We start from the raw sequence: 26,447 nt of genomic DNA on the forward strand, positions 1-26,447 counted from the left end.
TATCTCTTATGAATGTTCGCTCCATTACGTCTTTGCTACTTCCATTCTAGTCGGGTATGAGCGGTTACTTTGGCAAGTCAAGTTGACTCTTTGAATTGTTCAGCCTTTCGCTACGTTTCCATTACAGAAACTTCATCACTACTATGGCTTCGGCTGACTTCTCACAGTTAGTTGTTACCACTGCTAATGACCGTCTGTGAGACCTCACGGGATAAGTCTTCAGTCTTTCCTCGTCTACCTGCCTAATCTACTTGCATAGGTTACGTTTGCCTTTAGGGCTTCACAACTCATGGCTCGCTTACCCGCTATGCAAGCCTTATTATTAGGTTTCTGTTCGTCAGGCTACGATTTTGCTATCCCTTCTTCTCGCCTACACCTCACGATGCAAACCTTGGGAATCACTATGGAGTTCGTCGGCAACTACACCTCTTGTGGACTTTCACCACAGACTGACGGCATGCCCGTCATACCAAAAAAACAGTATGTCTTCCAACATACTGTTTAATATTTTTCTTACTGCATTTTGTAAACCCAAAGAGCTTCTCTTTGACCATCATAAGAATCTGGCATACAAGTTATTATAATCACTAAGTCTCCACCTTTTTTTACTATGTCCCAGCCTATGTCATAAATTTCATCAACTAGTCTGTTAATTTTTTGGTCTATTAATACATAAGTTCTGGTTTCGCCTCTAGTATCTTTAATTTTAATGCTATTAATACCATCATGGAATGTTCCTACCCAAGTGTCTGCGTGATTGCTTCCCATAATTACTCTGCCATCTCCGTGTACCTTACCTTCAATGTTTGTGCTGACACCAAGTCCTACTTCTAGGTTGTCTAATTCAGCTTGAGTACGTGTTCTTACTAAGTCCCAAGTAATATCTCCAAAAGTAATTGTTGGTGTTTGATTTCCTGGTGCTGGAGTTTTTGATTCTTCAACTCTCAAATATCTACCTGATGAATCTGCTTGGTATTTTTTACCATCAGCATAAAATATACCAGTTTTCATATCTCCATTTGTTCTATCTAAAAAATACCAATAACCTGATACCTCTTCCCAACCTGTTGCCATTTCTCCTGTTGATTTTAGGTAATACCATTTTCCTGATACTTTTTCCCAGCCTGTTGCCATTTCTCCTGTTGATTTTAGGTAATACCATTTTCCTGATACTTTTTCCCAGCCTGTTGCCATTTCTCCTGTTGATTTTAGGTAATACCATTTTCCTGATACTTCTTCCCAACCTGTTGCCATTTCTCCTGTTGATTTTAGGTAATACCATTTTCCTGATACTTCTTCCCAACCTGTTGCCATTTCTCCTGTTGATTTTAAGTAATACCATTTTCCTGATACTTTTTCCCAACCTGTAACTTTTTCTCCATTTTCATTAAGGTAATACCAGCTTTCTCCTACTTTACTCCATGAATTTTTAATTAATTCAGAATTAACTAATTTCCCATCTTTAGTAAAACGTTGACCTTTAGAATTATAATAACCTCCATCTTTTGTATGCTTATGATATTCTCCATATTTTAACCCCCAACGTTCACAGTTTGTCCGACAATAATGTCCATTATTACTATCTAATTTCCCGGGATGAGCTTGTGATACATTACTTAATAATACAATTGTAACTATCAAACTTATAATAAACAACATATTTTTAATTTTATTTTTCATTTTCTTCTCCTCTTTCAATTATTAAATTTTTTATATTTCAAATTTAGATTTTTTTGGAAATAATTTAATTAACAATTCTTCTAACTCTTTATTTTTTTTATCTAAATCAAAATCTCCTGGATCGTCATTTATACATGCTATTTTGTATTTTTTACCTAATATTATATCTTCTAAATCATTTCTTGACACTTTTCCGACATTTACATAAGATGAATCCGGTTTTTTGGGAACAAACTGATTTTTAGCTAATTGCCAATATCTAAATATATATTGATTAAAATCCATCTTATCTCTAAATCTGTTTTTACATGTATTTTCCAATGCATCCGGTATCTCTTCCCACAATTCTTCAAAAGTAGACTTTAAGAAACTATGGGCTGTATGAAAATTTCTAAATCCTAAAAAATTACTCCATGGCAACAAATATAAATTATTAAGATTATATTTTCCATACTTAGCATTAAACCAATTACTTAATTTACCTTTAATTACATCTCTTTGATTAAAATAATCATTTATAACCCCTAAACAATTTAACATTATATAAGGCATAAAATTTTCCTGACTATCATTTTTTACAGCTCCCAAAACTGCTGTATCACATGGCAATCCATTTATAAAAAAGTCTTCTCTTTCTAAACTTTTTATCGGATAAACATCATCATTAAAATATATAAAGTGCTCACTCAAACCTGGAATTCTATGTAAATTAACCTCTATTACATTTGCACTATACATAGGTAAATATTCATTTGGTATAAATTTTTTATGATTTACAATGTTTAATTTTGGATGATTTACGTTAAGCCATTTTGGAGTGTGCCCCCAAGTTAAAAAATGTATCTTTCTAACCCATGGCATATTCTTTTCTATGCCTCTAAAAACATATCTAAAAGTTTCCCATTCTCTATATCTCGCAATATTATTATCTGAAGATTTTAGAGGTGTATATTTTCTCTTTTCTTTTAGCCATTCCTCATCAGATCCATTAACCCATGGTATTACAATATCTATTGGATATTCCATATTTTCTCCTAACTATAAATATCTTTTCCCTTTTTCAAATCTTCTTCAACATTTAAACTAAAACCAACCGAATAATGTTTTTCTCTATCTTCAACAGGAGGAATTATCATATAATCTCCATATTGATTTTTTAAATATTCATCAATATTATGAGGTACATTTATCATCATGTCCTCAAATTTCATTTTTACCGGAGGATAATATACATCTTTTGGCATAATATGTCCAAAATAATGTCCTATATCTGTTGGAACAGCCCATAAATTTGATTTTCTTGGACCTTTTACAAAATTATCATATAAATTAGCCCATTTTTCATATTTTCTAAATGAAAATAAAAATCCTATTAGAATTCTTAGTCTGTAATTAAATTTTCCAGCTGATGTTTGATAAAAAAATTTCTTTTTTTCTTCACTTCTATATTTATAAAATATTGATGAAACAGCAATATACTGTAAAAATAAAGAAGTAATTCCTTTAATTCTTCTTATAAATCCATTTTCCGGAACTGTAACTATTGGAAAAATATCTATATGTACACCCTTTGGAAATGGTGTATTATACGCCCCAAATGATGCCTTTAATGTATTTTTTTTATAAACAGCTGTAATCATACTTTCAATTTGATATTTAGAATTTGGAGAGGTTATTTCATATTTATCTCCTAATTTTTCATCAAATATCCTTAAAAATCTTTTCAAATCAGAAGTAGGCATCAATATGTCCACATCATCATCCCAAGGAATAAAACCATCATGTCTTATAGCTCCCAATGCTGTCCCGCCTGCAGCCATATAAGTTATATTATTTTCCTCACATACCTTATCTATATCCTTTAAGATTTCTAAAAAACAATTTTGTAACTGTTTTAGTTCATCATCAGAAAGTTCTCTAACAATATCTGTTGGAGGACTCACTTGAAGTGCTTTTCTTGTTGAAAAAGCGTTTTTTATTTTTTTTAACATTTTTCCCCCTTAGTAAAGTATTTAATCCCCCTATATTTTTTATATGGCGTGTTCATATCATAAAAAAATATATCATGTCTCAAAACCCTATCTTCTTTTTTAGGTGGAATCATATATTCACCGTAAGACATCTCTAACCAAGAATGATAATCCCTAGGAACAGGCACCACCATGTCTTCAAATTCTAAATATTCAGGATTCTCAACCCAATCCCTTGGAAAAATTTGATTCATAATAGTAGGTCCTTCAATAATCGACGCTATCATACCATCATTTATTTTTCCAGCTCTTATCATATTGTCCTCAGCTTTTTTCCATATTTTATATTTCAACTTAAATGATGGAACAAGCTTCAATGCAATATATGTCATATAATAAATCAATTTACTTTTATGATTAGGTAATCGTTGAAAATTATAACATGAAAATATGAACGCATTGATTTTTTGATATATCCTCTTAAATTTGCTTGAAGGTATATTATCCAAAGGAATAACATCTATCATTAATCCGTGATTTATATCTAAATCTTTGCTATGATTATTGATAAATGTAGTATTGTTGTCTTTAATTTCCGTAGCTGCATGATGTATATTATACTTATCATTTGATCTTAAGCATGAATAATTTTTCGTGTCAGCTTTTTCATCCCAAATTTTAATTAACCTTTCATAATCTTCTCTTAACATAAATACATCTAAATCATCATCCCAAGGAATAATCCCCTTATTTCTAACTGCTCCTAAAAGGGTCCCTCCTGCTAATACATATTTTAAATTATTTTCCTTACAAAATTTATCAAAATATCTTAAAATTTCTAATAATTTCTCTTGAATATCTTTTATTCCATATTCGTTATTTATATCCATATCCTTACACTTTCTATTATTAATATACTTACAATTATATCAAATTGAAAAAATGTTGTAAAATTAATGATTAGAATATATTTATTATTGATATTGAATTATATGTAAACTATAATAATCTATATAACATATTATAAAGAGGGCTTAATTATGCATAAAATGACAAAACTTCAAAAAATTGAACTAGAAATATTAAAAAAGATAGATGAAGTGTGTAAAAAACACAATATAAAATATTGGATTGATTCCGGTACTCTTTTAGGAGCCGTAAGACATAAAGGATTTATCCCATGGGATGATGACATTGATATTGCAATGTTAAGGGAAGATTATGAAAAATTTTTAAAAGTTGCTCAAAAAGATTTTGGAAATGAATATTTTCTACAAACTAAAAACACAGATAAAAAATATCCTCTTTTTTATGCAAAAGTAAGAAAAAATAATACATCATTCGTTGAATGGGCATTTAGAGGATTAAATATGCATCATGGAATATATGTAGATGTTTTCATATTTGACACATTACCATTAGAAAATACTGAAAAATACGTTGAAAAATGCATAAAACTTAATAGACAAGGTATTAGAAAATATGTTCCAACAGTAAATAAAAAACCTACTTTTTCTTCATCTTTTATAATAGGGTGGCTAAAAAAGAAATTAGCAAGAATCTTATTTATGTTTATACCTGCAAAAATTTTTGATGAAAAAATTAATAATGAATTTACAAAGTATGCTAATGAATCATATAATAATAAAAAATTAGCTTGTTTAAGTTTTAATGATCCATACTATTTTTATGAAAATAATATTTTCCCAACAAAAACATTAAAATTTGAAGACTATGAATTTCCAGTTCCCAATAATTATGATGAACACTTAAAAACCTATTATGGAGAATATATGGAGATTCCTCCTGTTGAAAAAAGAGAGACTCATAGTGTAAAATTAATAAACTTTGAAAAAAATTATTAAAAAGCGAAACACTCTTAAATGAACTGACCTGCTAAAAATTTGTATTTAAACATAAATTTCTGGCCAGTTCATTTAATTATGTTTCGCTTTTATTTATCCTTATTTAATTTAACCATAAAAGGCATTATGGCAATTAATAATATAAATCCTATATTATAATAAAGTGGAGAATAACTTGCTTCAACTAATCCTCTCAATACATAAGAAATTGTTGTTAATCCCAATAAAAGTCCTAATTTATCATCATTTCTAGAAAAGTAAATTATCACAGTTTTAATCGATAAATATATACTCAAAATAAGTATTGATAATCCTGCAATAATACCTGCGTCATATGATAGCTGTAAGTATATATTATGTGCATGAACCGGAATATTATTTTGTCTCTTATAATCTCTATCCAACTCTCTTTGACCCAATACTCCAAGTCTTTTTATATAATCTTTCCAAATTTTTAATCTTCCACTCAAAATACCATTAACATCTTCTTTTTCTTTTTTTTCATCTTCTATGCTAAATCTATCAAACAATTTAAAAACATTCGTCTTCTTTTCTTCCTCTTTATCTGCCTTATAAAATAAAGGAACTTTCTTCTTATTAAGAATAGTTATAGCTTTATAATAAAAATTATTTTTAAAATCTGATTTACTTCTATATGTATCAATTGAATTTACTTTATTCATAAATAATACAAACATTAACGTAATAAATAATACATATAAAATATTTATTATTTGTTTTAAAATTTGTTTTTTACCTTTAACCATAATTATATATGTATAGTAAAAGAATAATAACACTGCTAAAACAACTATTATCGTCCTAGTTTCTGTCAATAGAATCATGGCTATAGAAATACCTACAATAAAATTCGAATATAATTTAACTAAAAACTTATCTGAAATATAACTTAAGTATAATGCACAAATTATAAAATTTAATGACAATACAGCAACAGCTGCTGGATTAAAAGATAATGCATGGTATCTTATTCCTGCATATGGCATCCATATAATTGATAACAAGTAATAAACAAATGCCAAAATCATATTTGAATAAATAAATCTATTTACTATATTTTTAAATTCGTTAAGATTACTTAATCTAAAAATTACAGGATTAATTAAAAATATAATAATAAGTGTCAATTTAAGTCTACCAAAACCTGCTGTAAATGAAGACAATGTCCAAAAAATAGAAAAAATTGTCAAAGGTAACACTATCCAAAAATTAAAATTTTTTAATTTTATTTCAACTTTTTCATTTTTTTCCTTAAATAAAATTAAAAACATTAATATAAAAAATATTGAAAACGTAAATTCCCAAATAAATCCTACGGATTTATTTAAAATACCTATGCCCTCTGTAAACAACCACAAAAAGCTCATATTATTCAATATAAACTGCAATGATAATAAAAATGCTCCCAAATATGACATTCTTCTTAAATTATTCTTTGAAAACACACTCGAAATTTTATAATATAAACTATCTATCATAAAATAAAAATCTGATATAAATTTCATAAACAAAAACTAACTCCTTATTTTAATAATTTACTTTTTACAAAAATCATTATCCTCTGTATAATATACTTAAATTCACTCATCCTAAATGTTGTTAAAATCCAAATAATAGGAAAAACCAATAAAACAATAAAAAATCTCAATACAAAAGATCTAAAATTATTTACGTAAAATAAATTAATTGAAATATAATAAGATAATAAACATCCAATTAATGTAACAAAAATCAAATAAACAATCTTACTAAAAAACTCAATTCCTTTCGTATTAAATTTGTATTTTATAACAACATACGCTTCCCATGGAAAATATATGAAGAAAAAAACAAATATAGTCGGTACAAGTACACCTATTATACTTTGAGTTGCTTGTATCATCCAGATACTGCCTACAACATTAATTATCATTCCAATATATGGCTTTAACCAATCTTTAGTCCATAGTCCGGCTGCATTTCTATATGTTAAAGTCATAACTCTAAACACCCACGCATAAAAATATAAAACTACAAAATACATTTCAAAATTTGTCAACAAATACTTTTGTCCTGCCCAAACTACTATAAATGGTTGAAATAAACATAACATAAACGCTGTTGAGATTCCTACCAGCCCCAACCATATATAGTGCATTATTAAAAAGAATTTATAATTTGATTCTCTTGTATCGGTTATAAGTTTATTTCCTATTGCTGATAAACTACCACCCGAAAAAACTTGAATCAATCCATTTACAGCAGTCTGCACATAATTATAATTACTATAAATTGACAATGATGTTAATCCTAAATAAGCCGAAATAATAATACTATCTACGCTTACTAAAAATGTATTTCCCAAGTTATGCCCAAATAAGGTAAATACCTTTTGATAAACTTGTTGTTTATCTCTTGCAGACAATAAGCCTCTACATATAATATCAGGATATTCTTTTCTAGCTTTTATTTGATAACCTATGCTATTTAAAATTACCATTATAGGTAAAAATATAGCATATAAATAATAATTTTTAAACACCACTAAAATTAAAGCTTGTATTATATATTGAAAAATATATCTTACAGTTTGAATCTTTAATGTAATATCTTCTCTCTGATATGCTGTAAATAAAGAAGTATTATATGAAAATAGTATATAATCAAACACAACTTCTAATAAAAATATTACAAATAATATGTGAAGATTTAAATCACTTGGAACCTCACCTTTAACAAATAAATTTAAGAAAGGCAATAATGCCAATCCCATAATTAAAATAATACTTCCCACTATCCTATGAACTTTTTTAAAATAATTTAGCATTGCAGATAATGCTTCTTTATCATCATCTGCTACTGCTTTATACATCATATAAACTAATGAAGAAGAAAATCCTAAATTAGTTAAATTCAAAACAGTTAAAATAGATGTAAATAATCCATTTAGTCCATTATATTGGATACCCAGTTGATGAATTATTATAGTTTTTATTAAAAATGGTCCAACCATTGTAACTAATCTATATATTATTCCCCAAGCACTATTTCTTAATACATTTTTTGTTCTACTCATTAATTATTCCTTAAATTTCTCAAATTTTAATTACATTTCTAGAATCTGAGAATTCTTCCATACACTTAATAATTCCTTTAGAAACATCTGGTGTAATTTTAGATAATACACGCCCAGACTCTATGGATTTAACAAATGCAACTAATGCATATCTGATTCCTTCTCCATCTAACTGATAAAAATATCTCTTATTTTCTTCAATTTTCTCATATCTTAATTCAAAATAATCTGTTTTCCACCATGGTGCCGGTACATAAGCATATCCTTTTGTCCCTGATATAACTAAATATCCTTCTGTCTTAACTCCGGAGCCTATTTTCATAGATGCTACTGCATTGTCATAAATAAAATCAATTTTTACAAAATCATCAAATTTATTTTCTTTATCTATGTAATGAGCTATCATATTTTTTGATTTATAGTTTGTACCTAATATCTGAAATATTGGCAATAAAGCTGTTGGCCCCCATTCATAAATATTATTCCAGTTTTTATTATAATAATCAAAATCAAAAACATCCTCAAGTCTTGTACAATTTGAATCAACTGACATTATTTTTCCAATTTTACCACCTTTTAATAAAAGTAGTAATCTCGAATATGCTGTGGAGTATGCTGTCTTAATGGAGTTCATCAATACAACTTTATTTTCATTTGCTAAACTGTTTAATTCTTCCCACTCATCAATTTTCAATGTCATTGGCGACTCGCATAAAACAGATTTTTTAGCCAATATAGCATCTTTTATATGTTTATAATGAAATTCAGGTTTAGATCTTATATATACTGCATCAACATTATTTAAAAATTCATCATAATTTTCACTAATTATATAAGGTAACCTTTTTATATCATCTGATAGATTATCAATATTTTTTGTAAATATGGAATTTACTTCTATCCCATTTACAAATTTACTCTCCGTTTCTATCTTATTTAAGAATAAAGAATCTCCAACAATTCCCAATCTAATTTTTCTTGTTTCAGTTCTTAATTCAGAACTTGAAATACCTTGTGTTCTATCTAAATAAACAACTTCACAATATTCATTTAAATAATCAAAATATCCCTTCCAATCTGAACCAACAGTAAATATATCGACGTCATATTTTATGATATCATCTATTTTTTGTCCTTCATATTCTTCAACAATAATTTCATCAGCTATACCAGTTTCTCTAACAGATTCTATTCTTTCAATTAGAGATTGTTGAACATTGATTTTACCTCTAGTCATATCAAAATTATCAGCTGTAACACCTACAATCAAATAATCTCCTAAAGCCTTTGCTCTTTCTAATAATCTTATATGTCCATAATGAAGCAAATCGTATGTTCCATAAGTTATAACCTTTTTCATCATATTCCCCTAAATAATGTTTCTAGCTTTTAAATCTTCAAAAGCTTCTATAAGCTTAGTATTATCATCTACTGTTAATTCTCCAATATGTCCAACTCTAAATACTTTTTCTCTTAATTCTCCTCCATTTGGAGTTACCCATATGCCGTATTCATCCTTTAAAATTAAAAAAATGTCATATGCTGAAGCTGTCAATGCTCTTAAAGGAGTAACTGCATTAGATAAAGACTCTGATACTATTTCAAATGGAAAATCTTTAATTCTATCCCTAAAATCTCTTGCTTGCTTTTCAATTTTTTCTTGTTCAGAAACTTGTCCACCAGATTGTTCAATTTCTTTCAACCTTTGATTAATTTGTAAAAGTATACCTACTGCTGGCGTAAATGGAGTTTGACCCCTTTTTGCATTTTCTAAAGCTGATTTCAGATTAAAATATAATGTTTTAACTTTTGAATCATTTACTCTATTTACAGCTCTTTGTGATAGAAGAATAATTGAAATTCCCGGAGGGCACGCCAATGCTTTTTGGGAACCCGTAATCATAACATCAACATTCCATTTTGACATTTCAAAATTATCAGCTAAAAATGAACTTATTGCATCAACAATTAAAAATATATTATTTCTCTTACAAAATTCACTAATTAATTCCATATCATAATGAACACCTGTTGAAGTTTCATGTACATTAACTAAAAATGCTGTAATACCGGCATTTTCATATTTTTCCAAATGTTTTTGTTTTAAGGCTTTTCCCGCTTCTAATTTAATAATATCATGAGGTATTTCATGTATTTGACATATATCTACAAATCTCTGTCCAAAACTACCACCATTTACTATTAAAACTCTATCTTCTTTCGATAAAGTATTCATTACTGTAGCTTCCATTGATGCAGTTCCTGATCCTGTTAAAAATACCACCTTGGAGTCATCACTTGCATTTGCAAATTCCTTTATTAATCTTTCATTTTCTAACATTACATCTGAAAATTCTTGAGTTCTGAAATAAGGCACTTGTTCAGCACCAATCTTTCTAACAGCCTTCGAAGATTGGACTGGACCAACTGTAAAGTTAATCATAATTTTTCCTTCCATAATTTTATTTTTTTAATTCTTTTAATTTATCATATATTTTCAATACATTATCATCAAATTTAAAATTTTTCATATTAAAAATATATTCTATTCTATTTGTATATGTTTCGTCAATTAAATTTAATAATTTCTCACTAGTTGAATCTTCTTCCAAAATCATTTTAGCAAATCCATTTTTTTCAAATGATTTGGCGTTATCAATCTGGTCTCCTCTTGATTGAGTCATTGGTAGAGGAATCAAAATCATAGGAATTTGATAGTATAAAAATTCAAAAATTGCATTTGAACCAGATCTTGAAATAACAATATCCGATAAATCAAATATATCTTTTAAATTTTCTTTAATATATTCAAATTGATAATACCCTTCATGTTGAATTGATGGATTATATCCATCTTTTCCTGTTGCATGGATAACATTATATTTTGATGTTAGATAATCTAGGTTATCTACAATTGTTTTATTTATAAATTCAGCACCTAAAGATCCCCCCATGGCTAATAATGTTGGCTTATCATTATTAATATTTAACCTCTTTTTAGCTAAAACTTTATTTCCATTTTTTAGTCCATCTCTAATTACAGGTCCTAAAAATTTTCCTTTTCCAGACTTTATATATTTTTCAGTTTCCGGAAATGTAGTAAATATAGTTTTTACAAATGGTTGAACTAATTTATTTGCTAATCCAGGTGTTAAATCTGATTCATGAGCAATTGAAGGTACTCTATTAACCCATCCTCCAACAATAACAGGCACAGAAACAAATCCTCCCTTTGAAAAAATTACAGATGGTTTAATCTTAAATATTATAACTATAGATTGTAATATTCCCCACATAACCTTAAAAACATCTAAAAAATTTTTAAACGATAAAAATCTTCTTAATTTTCCCGTGGAAATTGGAATATACTTTACCCCTTCAATATCTTTTATTAAATCTCTTTCGATCCCATTTCTAGATCCGATATAGTAAATATCCCACCCTTCTTTTTTTAATAACGGTATAAGTGCTAAATTTACTGAAACGTGTCCTGTTGTCCCCCCTCCAGTAAGCACTATTTTATCATTATACATATTATTTCCTATTTTGATATTTTTTCTTTATTATTTAAATATGGTCTCAAAATTTCCGGAATAGTAATTGAACCATCCTCATTTTGATAGTTTTCTAAAATTGCTGCAAATGTTCTTCCTACTGCTAATCCAGAACCATTTAATGTGTGAACAAATTGAACTTTTCCTTCTTCATCTCTATATCTCAAGTTTGCTCTTCTGGCTTGAAAATCTTCAAAATTTGAACACGATGAAATTTCAACATATCTGCCATATGATGGCATCCAAACCTCAATATCATATGTCTTAGCTGATGAAAATCCTAAATCTCCTGATGATAACATAACTACTCTATATGGAATATTCAATAATTGTAGAATTTTTTCAGCATCTGATGTTAATTTTTCTAATTCTTCATAAGAATCTTCAGGTTTTGCTAATTTCACTAATTCAACCTTGTCAAATTGGTGATTTCTTATTAATCCTCTTGTATCTCTTCCTGCTGATCCGGCCTCTTGTCTAAAGCAAGGAGTATATGCTGTATATTTAATTGGCAATTCTTCATATGACAATATTTCTTCTCTTCTATAATTTGTAACAGGCACTTCTGCTGTCGGTACTAAAAAGAAATCTTTACTTGGTAAATAAAATGCATCTTCTTCAAATTTTGGCAACTGTCCTGTACCTATCATTGAATCTCTATTAACCATATATGGCACAGATAATTCTGTATAGCCTGATTCTTCAGTATGTGTTGCAAGCATAAATGCAGCTATAGATCTTTCTAATCTTGCTCCTAAGCCCTTAAATATTGAAAATCTAGCTCCCGTTATTTTTGCAGCTCTTTCAAAATCCAAAATATCTAAATTTACACCCAAATCCCAATGAGCCTTTGGTTCAAAATCAAATTTTCTAGGTTCTCCAAATTTTCTAATTTCAACATTATCACTATCATCTTTTCCTAAAGGAACATCTTCACTTGGAATATTTGGTATGTAAAGTAATTTATTTCTAATTTCAAAATCTAAATTTCTCACTTTTTCATCCATTTCTTTCACTTCTGCTGATAATTTTTTCATTTTAGCAAAAATTGAAGAAACATCTTTTCCTTCTTTTTTCAATTGAGGAATTGATTTAGAAACTTGATTTTGTTCTGCTTTTTTAGCTTCTACTTCGGTAATCAAAGCTCTTCTTTCTTCATCAAGATCAATAATTTCTTGAATTGGAAATTCTCCATTTCTCTTTTTTAATCCTTCGATAACTTTATCTTTTTCTTTTCTAATAAGCTTAATATCTAACATTTTTACCTCTCTCAAATAATCCGATATTTTCTACAAAAATTTCTATATTATTAATTCTATGTTTTTTATTTAATCCTTTTTTTAATTTATGAAATGTAACAACGATATCTGAATCTATACATTTCAGATTTGAATTTTCATCATCAGAATCCAATCCTGATGGAATATCTACTGAAATAGTGTAAATCCTTGCTTTGTTTATAGTGTCGATAATGTATTCTGTTGTACCATTAAACATAAATTTATATTCTAATCCTGTAACTGCATCTATTATAGTATTAACTCTATTTAAATCACTCGATAAACTCTGTAATTCTTCTAAAGTTTCAAGATCATTTATTTTTATATTTAATTTCTTTATCAAACTAAATTGATATTCAAAATCCTCATCTACACCTTCTTTATTATCGATAATATAAATTTCAACTTGTTTTCCAAGTGCAAACAAATTTCTAGCAATAGCTAATCCGATTGCACCATTGTTTGTAAGCCCACAAAGTATACCAAAAGTTTTTCTTCTATCTAAATCAATATTTTTTATTACTTTTAAAGCTTGATTTTCAATGATAATTTCAGGTTTTATACCAAGTTCTTCAATATTGTATTTTTTTAATCTATTAAATTCATCCCTTAAGATATAATTCATTGTTTTATCCTTACATCATTTCCATAAAAATATTTTTGATAAAATTCTCCCACAATACGTGAATAAATTCTCGTGTCATATGCAGACCTAACATCCTCCGTGTCCAAATTAGATGATATTATTACCGGAAGTTTTTTTACAATTCTTTTATTTAAAACCTCAAAAACCGCTGATTTTGTATTATCATTAATATTATTTGAACCTAAATCATCAATTATGAGTAAATCACAATTATATATTGAATTTATTCTTGGCAAAAGATCTGATTTTTGATTTGAAAATGCAAATTTATATTCTAAAATTAAATTAACAAGATCTGATTCCGAAAGATACACTACTGAAAAGTTTCTATCTAACACTTCTTTTGCAATACTATTAATCATAAAGGTTTTACCTGTGCCAACAGGTCCAAATAAAAACAAATTTACAGAATCTCTGCTAAAATTAATTGCATAATCATAAAACTGTTCTCTTAAATCTTTCATATTTTCATATGGACTTAGATTTTCATTAATTTGTCGATCTTTTCTAAACAGTTCCAAATTAAAATTTTGAAAATTTTCTTCTTTTATAATCTCTTCAATTTCACTATCTTTATATAACTTCTGAATTTCTAGTTTTTTTCTACACTCACAAGTATGAGTCCCGTCAATTCCTGTATCATGACAAATTTCACAATGGTATTTCATATCTAAATAATCTTCAGGAATATTATTTTCTTTCATTAAATGCTTTTTCTCAGAAATTAATTTTGAAATTTCTATAGAAATATCTTCACATGATTTTTTTGAAATTAAATTATTTATTCTTTCGATATTTTTTATTTTTATTTCATTTGAAATTTCAATAATTCTAGGCACTTTTTGTTTAATTTCATTAATTCTATTTTCCAAATTAATTTCATTTTGCCTTCTTCTATCTTCTAATATTTCTTGAACTGTTTTCATAGTTATTTCCTTCTTCTAGTTGGAAGTTTCTTTTTCATTTTTTCTTGAACAAATTTTAGTCTCTCTTCTTTGCTCATCCTGTCATCTTTATCTGCAAGTGAAACCTTTTTAGCTTGAGATTTATTATTTTTGATTTCAGCTTTATTTTCTTTTTCTTTATTTTCTTTTTGTTCAAGATATTTTTCAAGCTTTTCTATATTTGTAGCACCATCAATCATCCAATTTCTGATTGTTGCCATTATTTGATCTACTGCTTTTACACCCCGAATATTAGATGCCATCATATACGCATATGATATGAAATCGCAGCTTACTCCAAAATCATTCATTGTTCCTAGTACTTTCTTAATTTCTCTAGGATTCAATTTTCTAGGTATATCTTGTCCTTGAGATATAAATTCTTCTATATTTTCAATAAGTTCTCTACTTTCAATAGATTCAGGGGAATTATTGTAAATCTCTTCTTTTTGCATTTGTTCTTTTTCAAATGGGCTCTTGGAAAATGAATTCCCCTTATGGTCATTTGTTCCATACATTGACTGTAAATATTGGGTTCGAACAGACTTAAATATATACTTGTCTCCACTTTGTTCTACCAATCCTTGGTCAATCCAATATTGCCAAGCATCTACTACTTGTCCCTCTGTAAGTTTCATTTCTACTGCAATATTAGCATTTGAAATTTCCTGTTTTTCACAATACGCAACAGATAATGCGTATAAATACACTTTTATTTGTACATCATTTGCAAAAGACAAATAAGTATTTATAAACATATTTTCAATTGGTGTAGTACCTAAGTCGATAATATTTTGCTCAATCTCTAATCTCATCTAAATACTCCTGCCTTTTCAATCTCATTTCATATATTTTAGTAAATATAATTCCATTTTTTCTTTCAAAATAACCTTCATATTTTTCTTCTTCAATATCAATAACTTGATTTTCAAATTTTATATATTCTGAGGAATGCATCTTGAAATTAAACTTTTTATATAAATTTATAGCCCTTGTATTCCATGCATTTACTTCTAAATCTAATCTTCTCATTTTTAATTTTTCAAAATAAAAATTTAAAAATTGCTGAAGCACTTTAGAACCTATACCTTTAGACATAAACTTAGAATCTAAAACGATACCTAATTTAGCTATTTTTAATACTTTATTTATTTCCTTTATCCCAATATAGCCTATTAATTTGCCTTCAATATTAAATATTGAAAAATATAATGCATTGTTTCTGCCTTGTTTCATCTTAAACCAAATATCCAATTCTTTATCAGATAAATCACTATAATTATATCCAACAAAAAGCGGATCATCATGATCTGTCCATTGTCTTAATAATATGCCATCTTCTTTTTTTAATGGTCTTAAATAATATTCCTTATTCATTTTCTTGCATATGCTCAAAGTCATAAAACTTAGTATTTTCTTTCTTAAAGTATAATTTAACGGTACCAGTAGGACCATTTCTATGTTTTCCTATTATTACTTCAATTGTATTTTGCTCTTCAGAATCTTCATTATAATAATCATCACGATATAGCATCATTACAACGTCAGCATCTTGCTCGATAGCCCCAGACTCTCTTAAATCTGATAACATAGGTCGTTTATTAGTTCTTTCTTCAGATTTTCTTGATAATTGTGAAAGAGCTAATACCGGGATATTTAATTCTTTAGCTAACGCCTTTAATCCTCTTGAAATATTTGAAATTTCCTGTTGTCTATTTTCATTTCTACCTATATCTGTAGTCATTAGTTGAAGGTAGTCTATAAGTATCAAGTCAATACCATGTTCTTGTTTCATACGTTTTGATTTTGCCCTAAGTTCTGTTAATGATATGCTTGCAGTGTCATCAACGTACATATCAATACTTGGTATTATATTTGATTTTTCATATAATAATTGCCAATCCTCTTCCGGAATTTTACCTGAAATTATGTGTTGCAATTCAACATTTGTTATAATTGATAAAATTCTTTGAAATATTTGTCTTCTACTCATTTCAAGTGAAAATACCGCCACTTTTTTTCCTGCTAAAGCTGCATTAAGTGCCATATGAATTCCTAAGGCCGTCTTTCCTACAGATGGTCTTGCAGCTAATAATATCATATCGGAATTTTGTAAGCCTGATAATTGTCTATTTAAATCTCTAAATCCTGTAGTAACTCCTGTGATATCACCATCATTTTGAGACATTTCTAATATATGATTAAATGCTTCTTCCATTGTATATTCAAGTTTTACAAGTCCTTCATTATTATCAAAACTACTTAACTTAAACAGTTTTTCTGAAAATTCCCCTATTAGTTCTTCTGATGAATTTTTAGTTGTATGAACTTTATTAATTACATCATCTCCAAATGTTAACAATTTTCTAAGCATAGACTTTTCTTTTACAATATTTAAATATGAATCATAATTAGCCCTATAATATGTGCTATCAAGTAAGGTCATAACATATGTTTCATCTCCAACATCTGCAAGTGTCCCTTTAGAACTTAACTTATCATTTATCATATTAAAGTCTATTGGAGAATTTTCAAAACTTAATTCAGATATGGCATCATAAATTACAGAATTTCTTAGGTCATAAAAATCGTCTCTCTTAATTTTTTCTAATAATAAATTCACCAAATCATTATGAACTATTACAAGCCCTAAAATGGCTTTTTCTGTCTTTATATCACTTGGTGCGTAATTTGATTCCATATATTACTCCAATTATTCCGGTTTAACTTCTACTTTTAGATCTGCTAACATTTCCGGGAAAACTCTAACTTTAACTACGTAGTTTCCAGCTATTTTTAGATTATCACTTAATTCTACTTTCTTTTTGTCTATTTCTATGCCTTTTTCTTCTAAAGCTTTAGCAATATCTCCTGATGTAACAGAACCAAATAATCTTCCATCATTTCCTGATTTTTTCTTTACAACCACTGATAATGATTCCAACTTTTCTTTTAATTTTTCAGCTTCAGCTTTATTGGCTTCAAACTCTTCTTTTCTAATTCTTAGTTCTTCTTCCCATGCTTTTTTATTTTCTTTTGTTGCTTCTACTGCTAATTTATTTGGAAATAAAAAGTTTCTTGCATAACCTGTCTTTGCATTTACTAATTCGCCTTCTTTCCCTAAACCTTTAACATCCGCTTTTAATATAACTTTCATTAATCTTCCTCCTGTTCATATTCAGAAATTGCTTTTTTAAGCAATTCTTTTGCTTCTTCTATTGTTGAATCTATTTGAGTAGCAGCCATTGTTCTATGTCCACCCCCATTCAATTTTTCCATAATAAGTTGTACAGATACATCTCCATAAGATCTTGCAGAAATATGAACTCTCCCTTTTGAGAGAGTAAACACAAATGATGCCTGTATATTCCCAATATTCATCATTTCATCTGCAGCTTGAGATGCTATAAGTGTTGATTCCTCAAAATCATAATTAAATTCACCAAAAATATATTTATCTTTGTATATTTCAGAATTTAATATTATTTCCGATCTATATTTCAAAATTTGTAAATCTTCACTCATAAGTTTATTTACAATACCTAAATCTGCCCCATTATCTTTTAATACAACAGCTGCTTCAAATGTCCTTACTCCTGTTTGTTGATTAAAACTCTTTGTATCAACTACTATACCTGCAAACAGAGCATTTGCAATTATTTTATCGATTTCTATTTTTTCATCCATATATATCAGCATTTCTGTAACTAGTTCTGATGCTGATGATGCATAAGGTTCAATATAATTCAATATAGCATTATCTATATAATCACTACCTCTTCTGTGATGATCGATTATTACTACTGATTTTGTCTTTTCAAGCATACGAGGTTCCTCGATTGATGCTTTTCTATGATTATCTGTCACTATCACTAGTGATGATTCTTTTATTTTTTCAAATGCTTCATCAGGAACAATAATATGTTCTTTCAAACCTTCTATTTCTTCTACTGCATAATCATATAAATTTCTTATTGCAGGAGTTATCTCTGATAAAACAATATATGCTATCTTATTTCTTTTAGTTGCAACATGCCACAAACCTAATGCTGAACCAAATGAATCCATATCAGGATTTTTATGCCCTGATATATAAATATCTGTAGATTTATCAATTAATTGCATCAACGCATGAGCTACAACTCTAGCTTTAACTTTTGTACGTTTTTCAGTAGCTTGATTTTTCCCACCAAAGTAATCTAATTTATCTTTAGATTTTATAACAATCTGATCTCCGCCTCTACCTAATGCAATATCTAATGCAGAGTTTGCAGATTTTTCAATAGCCCTTGGAGAATCTTCATTTTTACCAACACCAATTGAAAGGGTCGGTGCCATAGATGCACCGGTATTTACATTTCTAACATCTTCAACAAAAGTAAACTTTTCTTGTGTCATTTGATTATATTCTTTATTTTGAACAACCGCTGTATATTTCCCATTGTCGTTCTTTTTAATATAACTACCATATTTATGGAAATATGAAGTTATCTTACTATCTATTTCAGCAAAAATAATTGGTCGTTTTTCACTCGATGTATTTTGTGAAAGTTCTTCGTAGTTATCAAGTCTTATATTCATCAAAACGATTTTTTGATCTTCATATTTTTTTAATGTTTCCTCTTTTTCAGTAATATCAATAAAATATAATAAAGTCATCGGACTAATTCCATCATGATTTGTATAGTTAAACTGTACATTATAATTTCTAAATCCATATACTATATCCATACTATAAAAATTTCTACTATCTAATTTTTCAATATTAATTTCAGGTATAAGATTATACATTTTCATTTGAATTAATGAAGATTTTTCTCCTATAAGTTCCTTAAATCTAGCATTATACCATACCAATTCATGATTATAGTTTAATATTGCAATTGGAAAAGGCATTGTAAATATTGCACTTTTTGTAAATCCTTCAAATGAGATTTCCAATTTATCAATATAATCTTTAATTTCTTTATCTTTCTTCTTGTAAGTGTCGTAAGCTACAGCAGATACAATGAAAGTTGCAATTATACCTATTATTCCAAAGTATATATTTAGAACTAATAAAATTACTGTAATAATAAATACAATTATTGGATTAATCCATATATTTAAATATTTTTTATCAAAAAAATTATTACTCATTTTATACTCTCTCTTAAATTAAATATCATCCTTAAATTTACTATTAAATCCATCAATCCTATAAAGGCAAATATCATATATCCTTGTAAAAATACAAATACAAACATGACAATGATATACGCAACTATAAGATTAAATTTTCTTTCCAATAAAAAGTTTGACGTTAATATACCATTTCCAAATAATAAAAATATCAATACAAATGATATATTTTTCATTACTAAATCTATATTTTTTATTTTAAATACAAGCGAAATTAAATAGCCTATTGCCACAGCTGTTGCAAATGCTCTAAATTCATTTCCTAATCTAAAATTATTCAATTTAGTATTTTGCTTTATTTCATATCCTATTTTTTTCAATAATTTAAGACTAAAAACTGTATTAAAAAATGCGATTAATATTGCAAAAACTACCAAAAATCCAGGAATAATACTTATAAAATAATTTGTTGCACTTTTCAAGGTTTGAATATACAAATCAATTGAATTACTCGAAAAATTTATATCACTCTTCAAAGATTCTTCCATATATTTTACAATGTTTTCCATAGAATTTTTAATATCCGTAATCATGTTAACCTTAAAAACAAAATAAAGTGTTGAAAATGTTAAAATAATACATCCGATATATACAAATGTAGAAATCTTAACTATTTTTTCTATTTTGCATTGTTTTTTTATTAAATTTGAAATAACAAAACTCATAATTAATATAAGAGTTCCAAAAATCATAGTGCTTAAAATACCCGTCATGAAATACATTCCTACTATAGTAATTAAAAATGAAATTAAAAATTTCTTAATATCATATCTAATCAATAGTATTATAAATGGAACAAACAAAAATAAATTAGATATCCCAGATACACCTAAAAAATAGATAATCATTAGTGAAATAACACTTGTCATTAAAATATCCAAAGCACTCTCAAATCTTTTATTTTTTATCATATTTTCTCCATTCTATAACTATTATTATACCATTTTTAAGGCTAAAAAAACAATTATAGTGTATAACTTAACCTAATTCATATATTTTCACATCTATAACTAGAATAATTTGTAATATTATATAAAGGAATTTGACAGTTCCCGTATTTATGATTTAGCACCATGATTTTTTTAATTAAATTAATATATCACATACTTTAAGCTAGTATATTTACTAGATTTTTTAAATTTTAAAAAACTTAAGAAACTGATAAAAAAGGAAATGAAACAGATGGCAAAATTAAAGTAACTATGAATGAAAAACTAATCAAAAAATCTTTGGAACTAGCTGGTTACAATCTTATTATTACTTCTGAACTGTCTATGATTGAAAAAGATGTATATGAGGCTTACCATATACTTTGGAGAATAGAAGTATCTTTTCATATAATGAAGTCTCAACTTGATGCTAGATCCGTTTATTTACAAAAAAAAGATACTATCATTGGACATTTTCTAATTTGTTATCTTGATGTTTTACTTACAAAACTTTTACAATTTAAGTTTTTAAATAATGCCTATAGTTCTGACGTTTTATTTGACTTCGTACACAATTTTAAAGTTGCAAAAATATCTGAAAGAAAATATATATAAATATTGCACTTAAAAATACATTACTAAAAAATTTCACCCCTATTTTGAATATTTTACGGATGAAATATTAATGATATGTTCGTTTTAAATAGATCAATTTCACCCCTATTTTGAATATTTTACGGATGAAATCTCTATTTTTAACACTTTCATCTGCTTTTCTCGGATAAATTTACGGATAAAATATCCGATTTAATTGATTTCATCTGCTTTTATCGAAGTAATTCACATTCCTACTTAAAATTTACGAACAAAAATGGCGAATAAAGGCTTTTTGTCTGCTATTTTCTTCAAAAGATTCAAAATTTTACGGACAAAACTTAGAAAATTTAGAAATCCGTCTGCTTTTAATTATAAAATAAATGTAACAATATTAATGCTAATATAAGAATGTACAAAAAATGATTAAATAAAAAATACAAGAAAAATCAAACTAATATAGCAAATAAAGGGAGATTAGTTTCTAAAACGTTTTTTTATAATATTTATACATCAAAGAATTTAAGTGTTACTTAATACCACGTTTTTATTTTAGTATTAACGAAAAGGTATATAATATTAAATTATTTTAAAATAATTATAATGTTAAATAATATTAATATACTAAAAATAGTTTATTTTAATATTATTAATTTTATCTTGACATTTAAATTGTATTTTGTTATGTTTTAAAAAAAACGATTTCCTAAAAAAAATAAATAAATCTCAAAATTACTATTTTTAATATTTATTTTTTTAAATGATATTTATGTTCAATATAATTTTTGTAGAAATAAGGAGGTGTTTTTGAAAAGAAAATGTAAAATAGGAATAGGGATCATTTTATTTGTATTAATTTTACTTGCTCTAATTTTATTTTTTATACAATATAATAACAATTTTTATAAAAAAACATTATTAAATTCATGGGGAATTAGTATCAAAAAACCTTATAATATTGATGTTTTATATGAATCTGAAAGAGGATTTGTAAATGATGGTCAAAGAATATTAAAATTAAATTCTAAGAACTTTGATTATAGTATTGATTGTGCTGAATGCTATAGACATGTAGAATTAGATAGTGATATGAAATTATTATCTGAAATGATAAAAAATGCAGGATTAACAAGATTGATAAAATTGAAAGATATAAAGATTATAGATTCTGTAAAAAAAAACAAGCATGATTCATTTTTTTTCAAGACCTTAATAATTATATTTGATGAAAATAAGAAAATATATTATATATTTGAAAATATTATATAATAAATGGAGGATTTTTATGCGAAAATATAAAAAAATTTTTTTAGCGATTTTATTTACCGTTTTAACTTTTTATAAATCTAATGTTTATGCTATAGATCCAAATGAAGAATCATATAATCAAATTTCGAAAGTGGTTAATATATCAGATCTAGATAATCAAATTAATGCTATTGAAAATCAATTATCTGAAATTAATTATTCCGTTGAAAAAAGTTTAGAAGATAGTATCAAATTTTATAAAAATTTGATACTATCCGGAAATTTAAATCATGATAAAACTATAAAAACTAAAGAACTTATTGATACACTTGAACAACAATTGAAGGATTACAATGACTATAAATATAATAACATGATAAATAGAAAAAATGACTATTCCCGGAAATCTTTATTAAAAAATATATCACATGTAAGTCCTATTATTACAATAGATCCATACCGAGAATTTAGAATACAGGTTGCAGCGGTTAATGCCTGGTTTTATGCTAAGGGGTATGTTTTATCATCAGAATTATTAACTCATGCAGTTAAAAATAAAAATAAAAACTCGGTTTATTCACCAGTTAATGGGTATAAAGTTGAGAATTCTCCAGTTTTTTCAAAATTAAAGAATAAACCATATAAAAGCACAGGTGATGATGCTTTTCCAAATTCTGGAACAACATCTCAAAAGGATTTATATTATGCCATACATAAGTTTAGCTGGGAAAGAGGTTCAAGTGGATATTTGATAATAAGAGATTATTATGATTTTGAGCCTAACAAGTATTCTAGTATTCAAAATATAGCTGTAAATGCGATGTATACTGCACAACGAGCGGGATACCTAACTCCATATCATATTTCTATATCAAGATAGATGTAATTATTAATGAATGTGTTTCATTATTAAAAGTTAATACACAATGTTTGATATTAATTAAAAATTTATTAGTCAAATATCGTCAGTAAATAAAATAAGACATTTGGAGAATTAGATATTAGTTTTTTTATCAAATATACATAGATTTAATTAAGAATTAAAGTAACATTTTAAGAGGATTAAAAGATAAAATTCGGTTCTTTTAAATACTAATTATAATTATATTATAGAACCAAATTTTTATTTTTCATTCCTTTGGTTTTATATTACATTATATAAAATAAATAAAACCCACTTATACACTTCCGCAGCCACAACAAATTTGATACCTTCTGAATAACAATAGATTAAAATCTGAAACATTGAAATTGGGTCTATTACTGGTTTTCTCCCTTTTTGAGAGTAAGCATTATTTATTAAATCTAAGTTTAATTCCTTTACTAAATTTTGCAAAACCATTAATTTAGCCTCATTTTCAACCACAACATCAGTATTAAAATCCATTTTAACTTGAATTTGTCCATTATTTAAATTAAAATTTAAGCATGGTATATTATTTTTACTTTTCATATTAATATTATACCAAAAACAAGCCCTAGATGTTGAAATCTAGGGCTTGTTTTATGTTTTTATTAAATTTTTGTAATTTAAAGGCTATTTTTTATTTTGCAACAGCCCCATATAAAAGAGTTTGCTTCCATATACAATCTTTTTTTGACGTCATACTTTTTTTAGTAATAGAAAAATTAAAAAGATTCTAAGCCATAGGTTTTAAGACCTAGCTTAGCATCATATTTTTATATCTAACTCAAAAAGTCAGGTTATAGGTTCTTTGTCAAATACCCATAGGGCACAAGTAGTGTTGGTGAAGAACTAAAGTAAAATATTTAGAGAATTAGAGAGTAAAATTTCTAATTCTCTTTTTAATTTCTTAACATCTTTTGTAAATGCTAATCTAAAAGTGGTCCATAAATCAGCCGAAAAATTCTAAAATTTATTAAAACACAATAAACATTACTACATTTTTAAAAATACTAAAATTTCCAGAAGCAAGTTGTTGCAACTACTTAAGGAGTTTTTTTATCTTTAAAGTGTCAAACTCGGGATTTAAACAACTATCTCTGATTTAAATTAATTTTTTATTAAATTGGATATTAATATCTTATTCCCACAGCCAAACTTCGTCTTGTACTTTGACTTTTTCTGTTTTCTTTTCATAACCTATAACTCTACCACCGTTTGGGTCGAATTCGTTCTCGGCGTCACCCCAATTAACAAAGTACTTACCCTCTGCTACAATTTGATCGTATCTGTTGAATGCTTTACCCTCATCATAGTAATATTCCACAGTACGCTCTTTACCCTCTGGTCCCCATGATACGAACCATCTAGGTATTGATTTTCCTTCATGGATTGGTCTTGACTTGTCATCTACTTCTCTTGTTTCGTATTTAGCGTCTCTTACCTTTACATAGTGTTGGATTATCTCGTCTTGTGGGTTTACTGTTTTAGTGTTTGATAATTCTTTTGACACCTGTACGCCGTTTTTATATGTTATCTTGTATGTTCTCTCGATATATCCGTCAGTACCCCTTTGTTTTATCCTTGATTGCCCGCTTGAGTGTTTTGAAACCGTTTTGTACTTCAATACTTCCCTTTCAGTCTTGCTATCAACCCTCACATCGTCCTTTTTAACCACTGGAGCCTCTGGTACCTTTACTACTGGAGTTTTAACCACTGGTGTTTTTATCACTGGTTTCTTAACTACTGGTGTTTTAACCACTGGTTTCTTAACCACTGGTGTTTTAACTACTGGTGTTTTTACAGTAGGATTAGGAACTGGTTTAGGAGTTACTGTACTAGAAGTAGAGTTTGAATTATCTATTTTATTTACATAAACTAATTTTGAAACAACTCCATTTTTATTAGTAGTAAATTTTTCATTTTTTAAAGAAAAATCACCTAAAAACATATCTCCATTTACTGGATGTAAATAGTATTTTTCATTATTATAAACTAACCAACCAGTTTTCATATCTCCATTTTTAGGGTCTAAATAATACCATTTGTTATTTATAAATTTCCACTTAGTTTTCATATCCCCATTTTTAGGGTCTAGATAATACCATTTGTTATTTATAAATTTCCACTTAGTTTTCATATCCCCATTTTTAGGGTCTAGATAATACCAGTAATTATCAATCAATTTCCAACCAGTTTTCATATCCCCATTTTTAGGGTCTAAATAATACCAGTAATCATTTATTAATCTCCAACCTTTTTTCATAACACCAGTTTGTTTATCTAAAAAATACCAGTATTTATCTACTTTTTTCCATCCATATTGTGTTTTACCATTTTCAAGATATTTCCATGTATCTTTAGTTGGTTGAATCCATCTTCCATTAACTGCATCACTTGCATTTTGTGTTAAAAAGAAAAATGAAGTTGCTAAAATAGAGCTCACTATTAATTTATAAAATTTATTTTTCAAATTTTTCTCCTATTGTTAAAATTTATTTTTATATTATTTTATCTATTATAGAAAACTCAACTTCTATTACATATGTGTCTTTATCTTGTACATAGAAGATATT

The 26,447-nt window shown here is 27.1% G+C and carries 24 protein-coding genes; 4 read left to right on the top strand and 20 right to left on the bottom strand.

Annotation, left to right across the window (positions count from 1 at the left end):
- Positions 1–513: 513 nt before the first annotated feature.
- Genes ABGF45_RS05420 through ABGF45_RS05435 form a run of 4 tightly spaced genes read right to left on the bottom strand, consistent with a single transcriptional unit; the run spans position 514 to position 4,540 of the window.
- Positions 514–1,680: a hypothetical protein gene (locus ABGF45_RS05420; protein WP_408132174.1), complete on the bottom strand. Its 1,167-nt coding sequence runs from the start codon at positions 1,678–1,680 to the stop codon at positions 514–516.
- A gap of 30 nt (positions 1,681–1,710) precedes the next feature.
- Positions 1,711–2,706 (bottom strand): stealth family protein, encoded by a 996-nt coding sequence (locus ABGF45_RS05425; RefSeq protein WP_134711457.1) that lies wholly within the window; start codon positions 2,704–2,706, stop codon positions 1,711–1,713.
- Positions 2,707–2,714: 8 nt separating this feature from the next.
- Positions 2,715–3,671 (bottom strand): phosphorylcholine transferase LicD, encoded by a 957-nt coding sequence (locus ABGF45_RS05430; protein ID WP_134711456.1) that lies wholly within the window; start codon positions 3,669–3,671, stop codon positions 2,715–2,717.
- Entirely contained in the window at positions 3,665–4,540 is an 876-nt protein-coding gene (locus tag ABGF45_RS05435; RefSeq protein ID WP_134711455.1) for a phosphorylcholine transferase LicD, read from the bottom strand. Before ABGF45_RS05435 ends, ABGF45_RS05430 begins: the two co-directional genes overlap by 7 nt.
- Before the next feature lie 150 nt (positions 4,541–4,690).
- Here ABGF45_RS05435 and ABGF45_RS05440 point away from each other — a divergent pair, with 150 nt between their 5' ends.
- Positions 4,691–5,515: a phosphorylcholine transferase LicD gene (locus tag ABGF45_RS05440; protein WP_134711454.1), complete on the top strand. Its 825-nt coding sequence runs from the start codon at positions 4,691–4,693 to the stop codon at positions 5,513–5,515.
- 89 nt (positions 5,516–5,604) lie between these two features.
- On the opposite strand, the gene ABGF45_RS05445 is transcribed toward ABGF45_RS05440, so the two are convergent.
- From ABGF45_RS05445 to ABGF45_RS05510, 14 genes are read right to left on the bottom strand one after another with little or no spacing between them, the layout of a single operon-like run.
- Positions 5,605–7,041 carry an O-antigen ligase family protein gene (locus ABGF45_RS05445; RefSeq protein WP_134711453.1) on the bottom strand — a complete coding sequence of 479 codons (1,437 nt, stop codon included), beginning with the start codon at positions 7,039–7,041 and terminating at the stop codon, positions 5,605–5,607.
- Positions 7,042–7,058: 17 nt separating this feature from the next.
- Positions 7,059–8,591 carry a lipopolysaccharide biosynthesis protein gene (locus ABGF45_RS05450; RefSeq protein ID WP_134711452.1) on the bottom strand — a complete coding sequence of 511 codons (1,533 nt, stop codon included), beginning with the start codon at positions 8,589–8,591 and terminating at the stop codon, positions 7,059–7,061.
- Between the two features lie 19 nt (positions 8,592–8,610).
- Complete coding sequence (locus ABGF45_RS05455; RefSeq protein WP_134711451.1) at positions 8,611–9,951, bottom strand: adenylyltransferase/cytidyltransferase family protein; 1,341 nt, start codon at positions 9,949–9,951, stop codon at positions 8,611–8,613.
- Between the two features lie 9 nt (positions 9,952–9,960).
- Complete coding sequence (locus ABGF45_RS05460) at positions 9,961–11,034, bottom strand: pyridoxal-phosphate-dependent aminotransferase family protein (RefSeq protein WP_408112767.1); 1,074 nt, start codon at positions 11,032–11,034, stop codon at positions 9,961–9,963.
- A 19-nt stretch (positions 11,035–11,053) separates the two neighbouring features.
- Entirely contained in the window at positions 11,054–12,124 is a 1,071-nt protein-coding gene (locus tag ABGF45_RS05465; protein WP_134711449.1) for an undecaprenyldiphospho-muramoylpentapeptide beta-N-acetylglucosaminyltransferase, read from the bottom strand.
- An 8-nt stretch (positions 12,125–12,132) separates the two neighbouring features.
- Positions 12,133–13,404, bottom strand: coding sequence for a serine--tRNA ligase (serS, locus tag ABGF45_RS05470; RefSeq protein ID WP_134711448.1), 1,272 nt, complete (start codon positions 13,402–13,404; stop codon positions 12,133–12,135).
- Entirely contained in the window at positions 13,391–14,050 is a 660-nt protein-coding gene (locus ABGF45_RS05475; protein WP_134711447.1) for an NAD(P)H-hydrate epimerase, read from the bottom strand. Before ABGF45_RS05475 ends, serS begins: the two co-directional genes overlap by 14 nt.
- Positions 14,047–14,997 (bottom strand): ATP-binding protein, encoded by a 951-nt coding sequence (locus tag ABGF45_RS05480; protein ID WP_134744478.1) that lies wholly within the window; start codon positions 14,995–14,997, stop codon positions 14,047–14,049. Before ABGF45_RS05480 ends, ABGF45_RS05475 begins: the two co-directional genes overlap by 4 nt.
- A 2-nt stretch (positions 14,998–14,999) precedes the next feature.
- Positions 15,000–15,830: a DnaD domain protein gene (locus ABGF45_RS05485; RefSeq protein WP_134711445.1), complete on the bottom strand. Its 831-nt coding sequence runs from the start codon at positions 15,828–15,830 to the stop codon at positions 15,000–15,002.
- Complete coding sequence (locus ABGF45_RS05490; protein WP_167554095.1) at positions 15,814–16,392, bottom strand: GNAT family N-acetyltransferase; 579 nt, start codon at positions 16,390–16,392, stop codon at positions 15,814–15,816. Before ABGF45_RS05490 ends, ABGF45_RS05485 begins: the two co-directional genes overlap by 17 nt.
- The gene (dnaB, locus tag ABGF45_RS05495; RefSeq protein ID WP_408112497.1) at positions 16,385–17,716 is read right to left on the bottom strand and encodes a replicative DNA helicase; all 1,332 of its coding nucleotides are present in this window, start codon (positions 17,714–17,716) and stop codon (positions 16,385–16,387) included. The genes ABGF45_RS05490 and dnaB overlap by 8 nt, the downstream gene beginning before the upstream one ends.
- 12 nt (positions 17,717–17,728) lie before the next feature.
- Positions 17,729–18,172, bottom strand: a complete 444-nt coding sequence (gene rplI, locus ABGF45_RS05500; protein WP_134711442.1) for a 50S ribosomal protein L9 — start codon at positions 18,170–18,172, stop codon at positions 17,729–17,731.
- Positions 18,172–20,154, bottom strand: coding sequence for a DHH family phosphoesterase (locus tag ABGF45_RS05505; protein WP_408112498.1), 1,983 nt, complete (start codon positions 20,152–20,154; stop codon positions 18,172–18,174). Before ABGF45_RS05505 ends, rplI begins: the two co-directional genes overlap by 1 nt.
- On the bottom strand, positions 20,151–21,107 hold the full coding sequence (locus ABGF45_RS05510) for a DUF2232 domain-containing protein (protein ID WP_408111610.1): 957 nt from the start codon (positions 21,105–21,107) through the stop codon (positions 20,151–20,153). The genes ABGF45_RS05505 and ABGF45_RS05510 overlap by 4 nt, the downstream gene beginning before the upstream one ends.
- Before the next feature lie 291 nt (positions 21,108–21,398).
- Between ABGF45_RS05510 and ABGF45_RS05515 the strand changes: the two genes are divergently transcribed.
- From ABGF45_RS05515 to ABGF45_RS05525, 3 genes are all read left to right on the top strand, one after another.
- Positions 21,399–21,740, top strand: coding sequence for a hypothetical protein (locus ABGF45_RS05515; protein WP_408112499.1), 342 nt, complete (start codon positions 21,399–21,401; stop codon positions 21,738–21,740).
- A 786-nt stretch (positions 21,741–22,526) separates the two neighbouring features.
- A complete protein-coding gene (locus ABGF45_RS05520; protein WP_408112544.1) occupies positions 22,527–22,988 on the top strand; it encodes a hypothetical protein in 462 nt (153 codons plus the stop codon).
- A 16-nt stretch (positions 22,989–23,004) separates the two neighbouring features.
- Entirely contained in the window at positions 23,005–23,847 is an 843-nt protein-coding gene (locus ABGF45_RS05525; RefSeq protein WP_408112545.1) for a hypothetical protein, read from the top strand.
- Between the two features lie 264 nt (positions 23,848–24,111).
- On the opposite strand, the gene ABGF45_RS05530 is transcribed toward ABGF45_RS05525, so the two are convergent.
- Both ABGF45_RS05530 and ABGF45_RS05535 read right to left on the bottom strand, forming a co-directional pair.
- Entirely contained in the window at positions 24,112–24,420 is a 309-nt protein-coding gene (locus ABGF45_RS05530) for a hypothetical protein (RefSeq protein WP_408112546.1), read from the bottom strand.
- A gap of 592 nt (positions 24,421–25,012) precedes the next feature.
- A complete protein-coding gene (locus ABGF45_RS05535) occupies positions 25,013–26,317 on the bottom strand; it encodes a G5 domain-containing protein (protein WP_408120182.1) in 1,305 nt (434 codons plus the stop codon).
- Positions 26,318–26,447 lie beyond the last annotated feature (130 nt).

It is taken from the genome of Helcococcus sp. KG196, assembly GCF_046035495.1.
Classification (GTDB): Bacteria; Bacillota; Clostridia; order Tissierellales; family Peptoniphilaceae; genus Helcococcus; species Helcococcus ovis.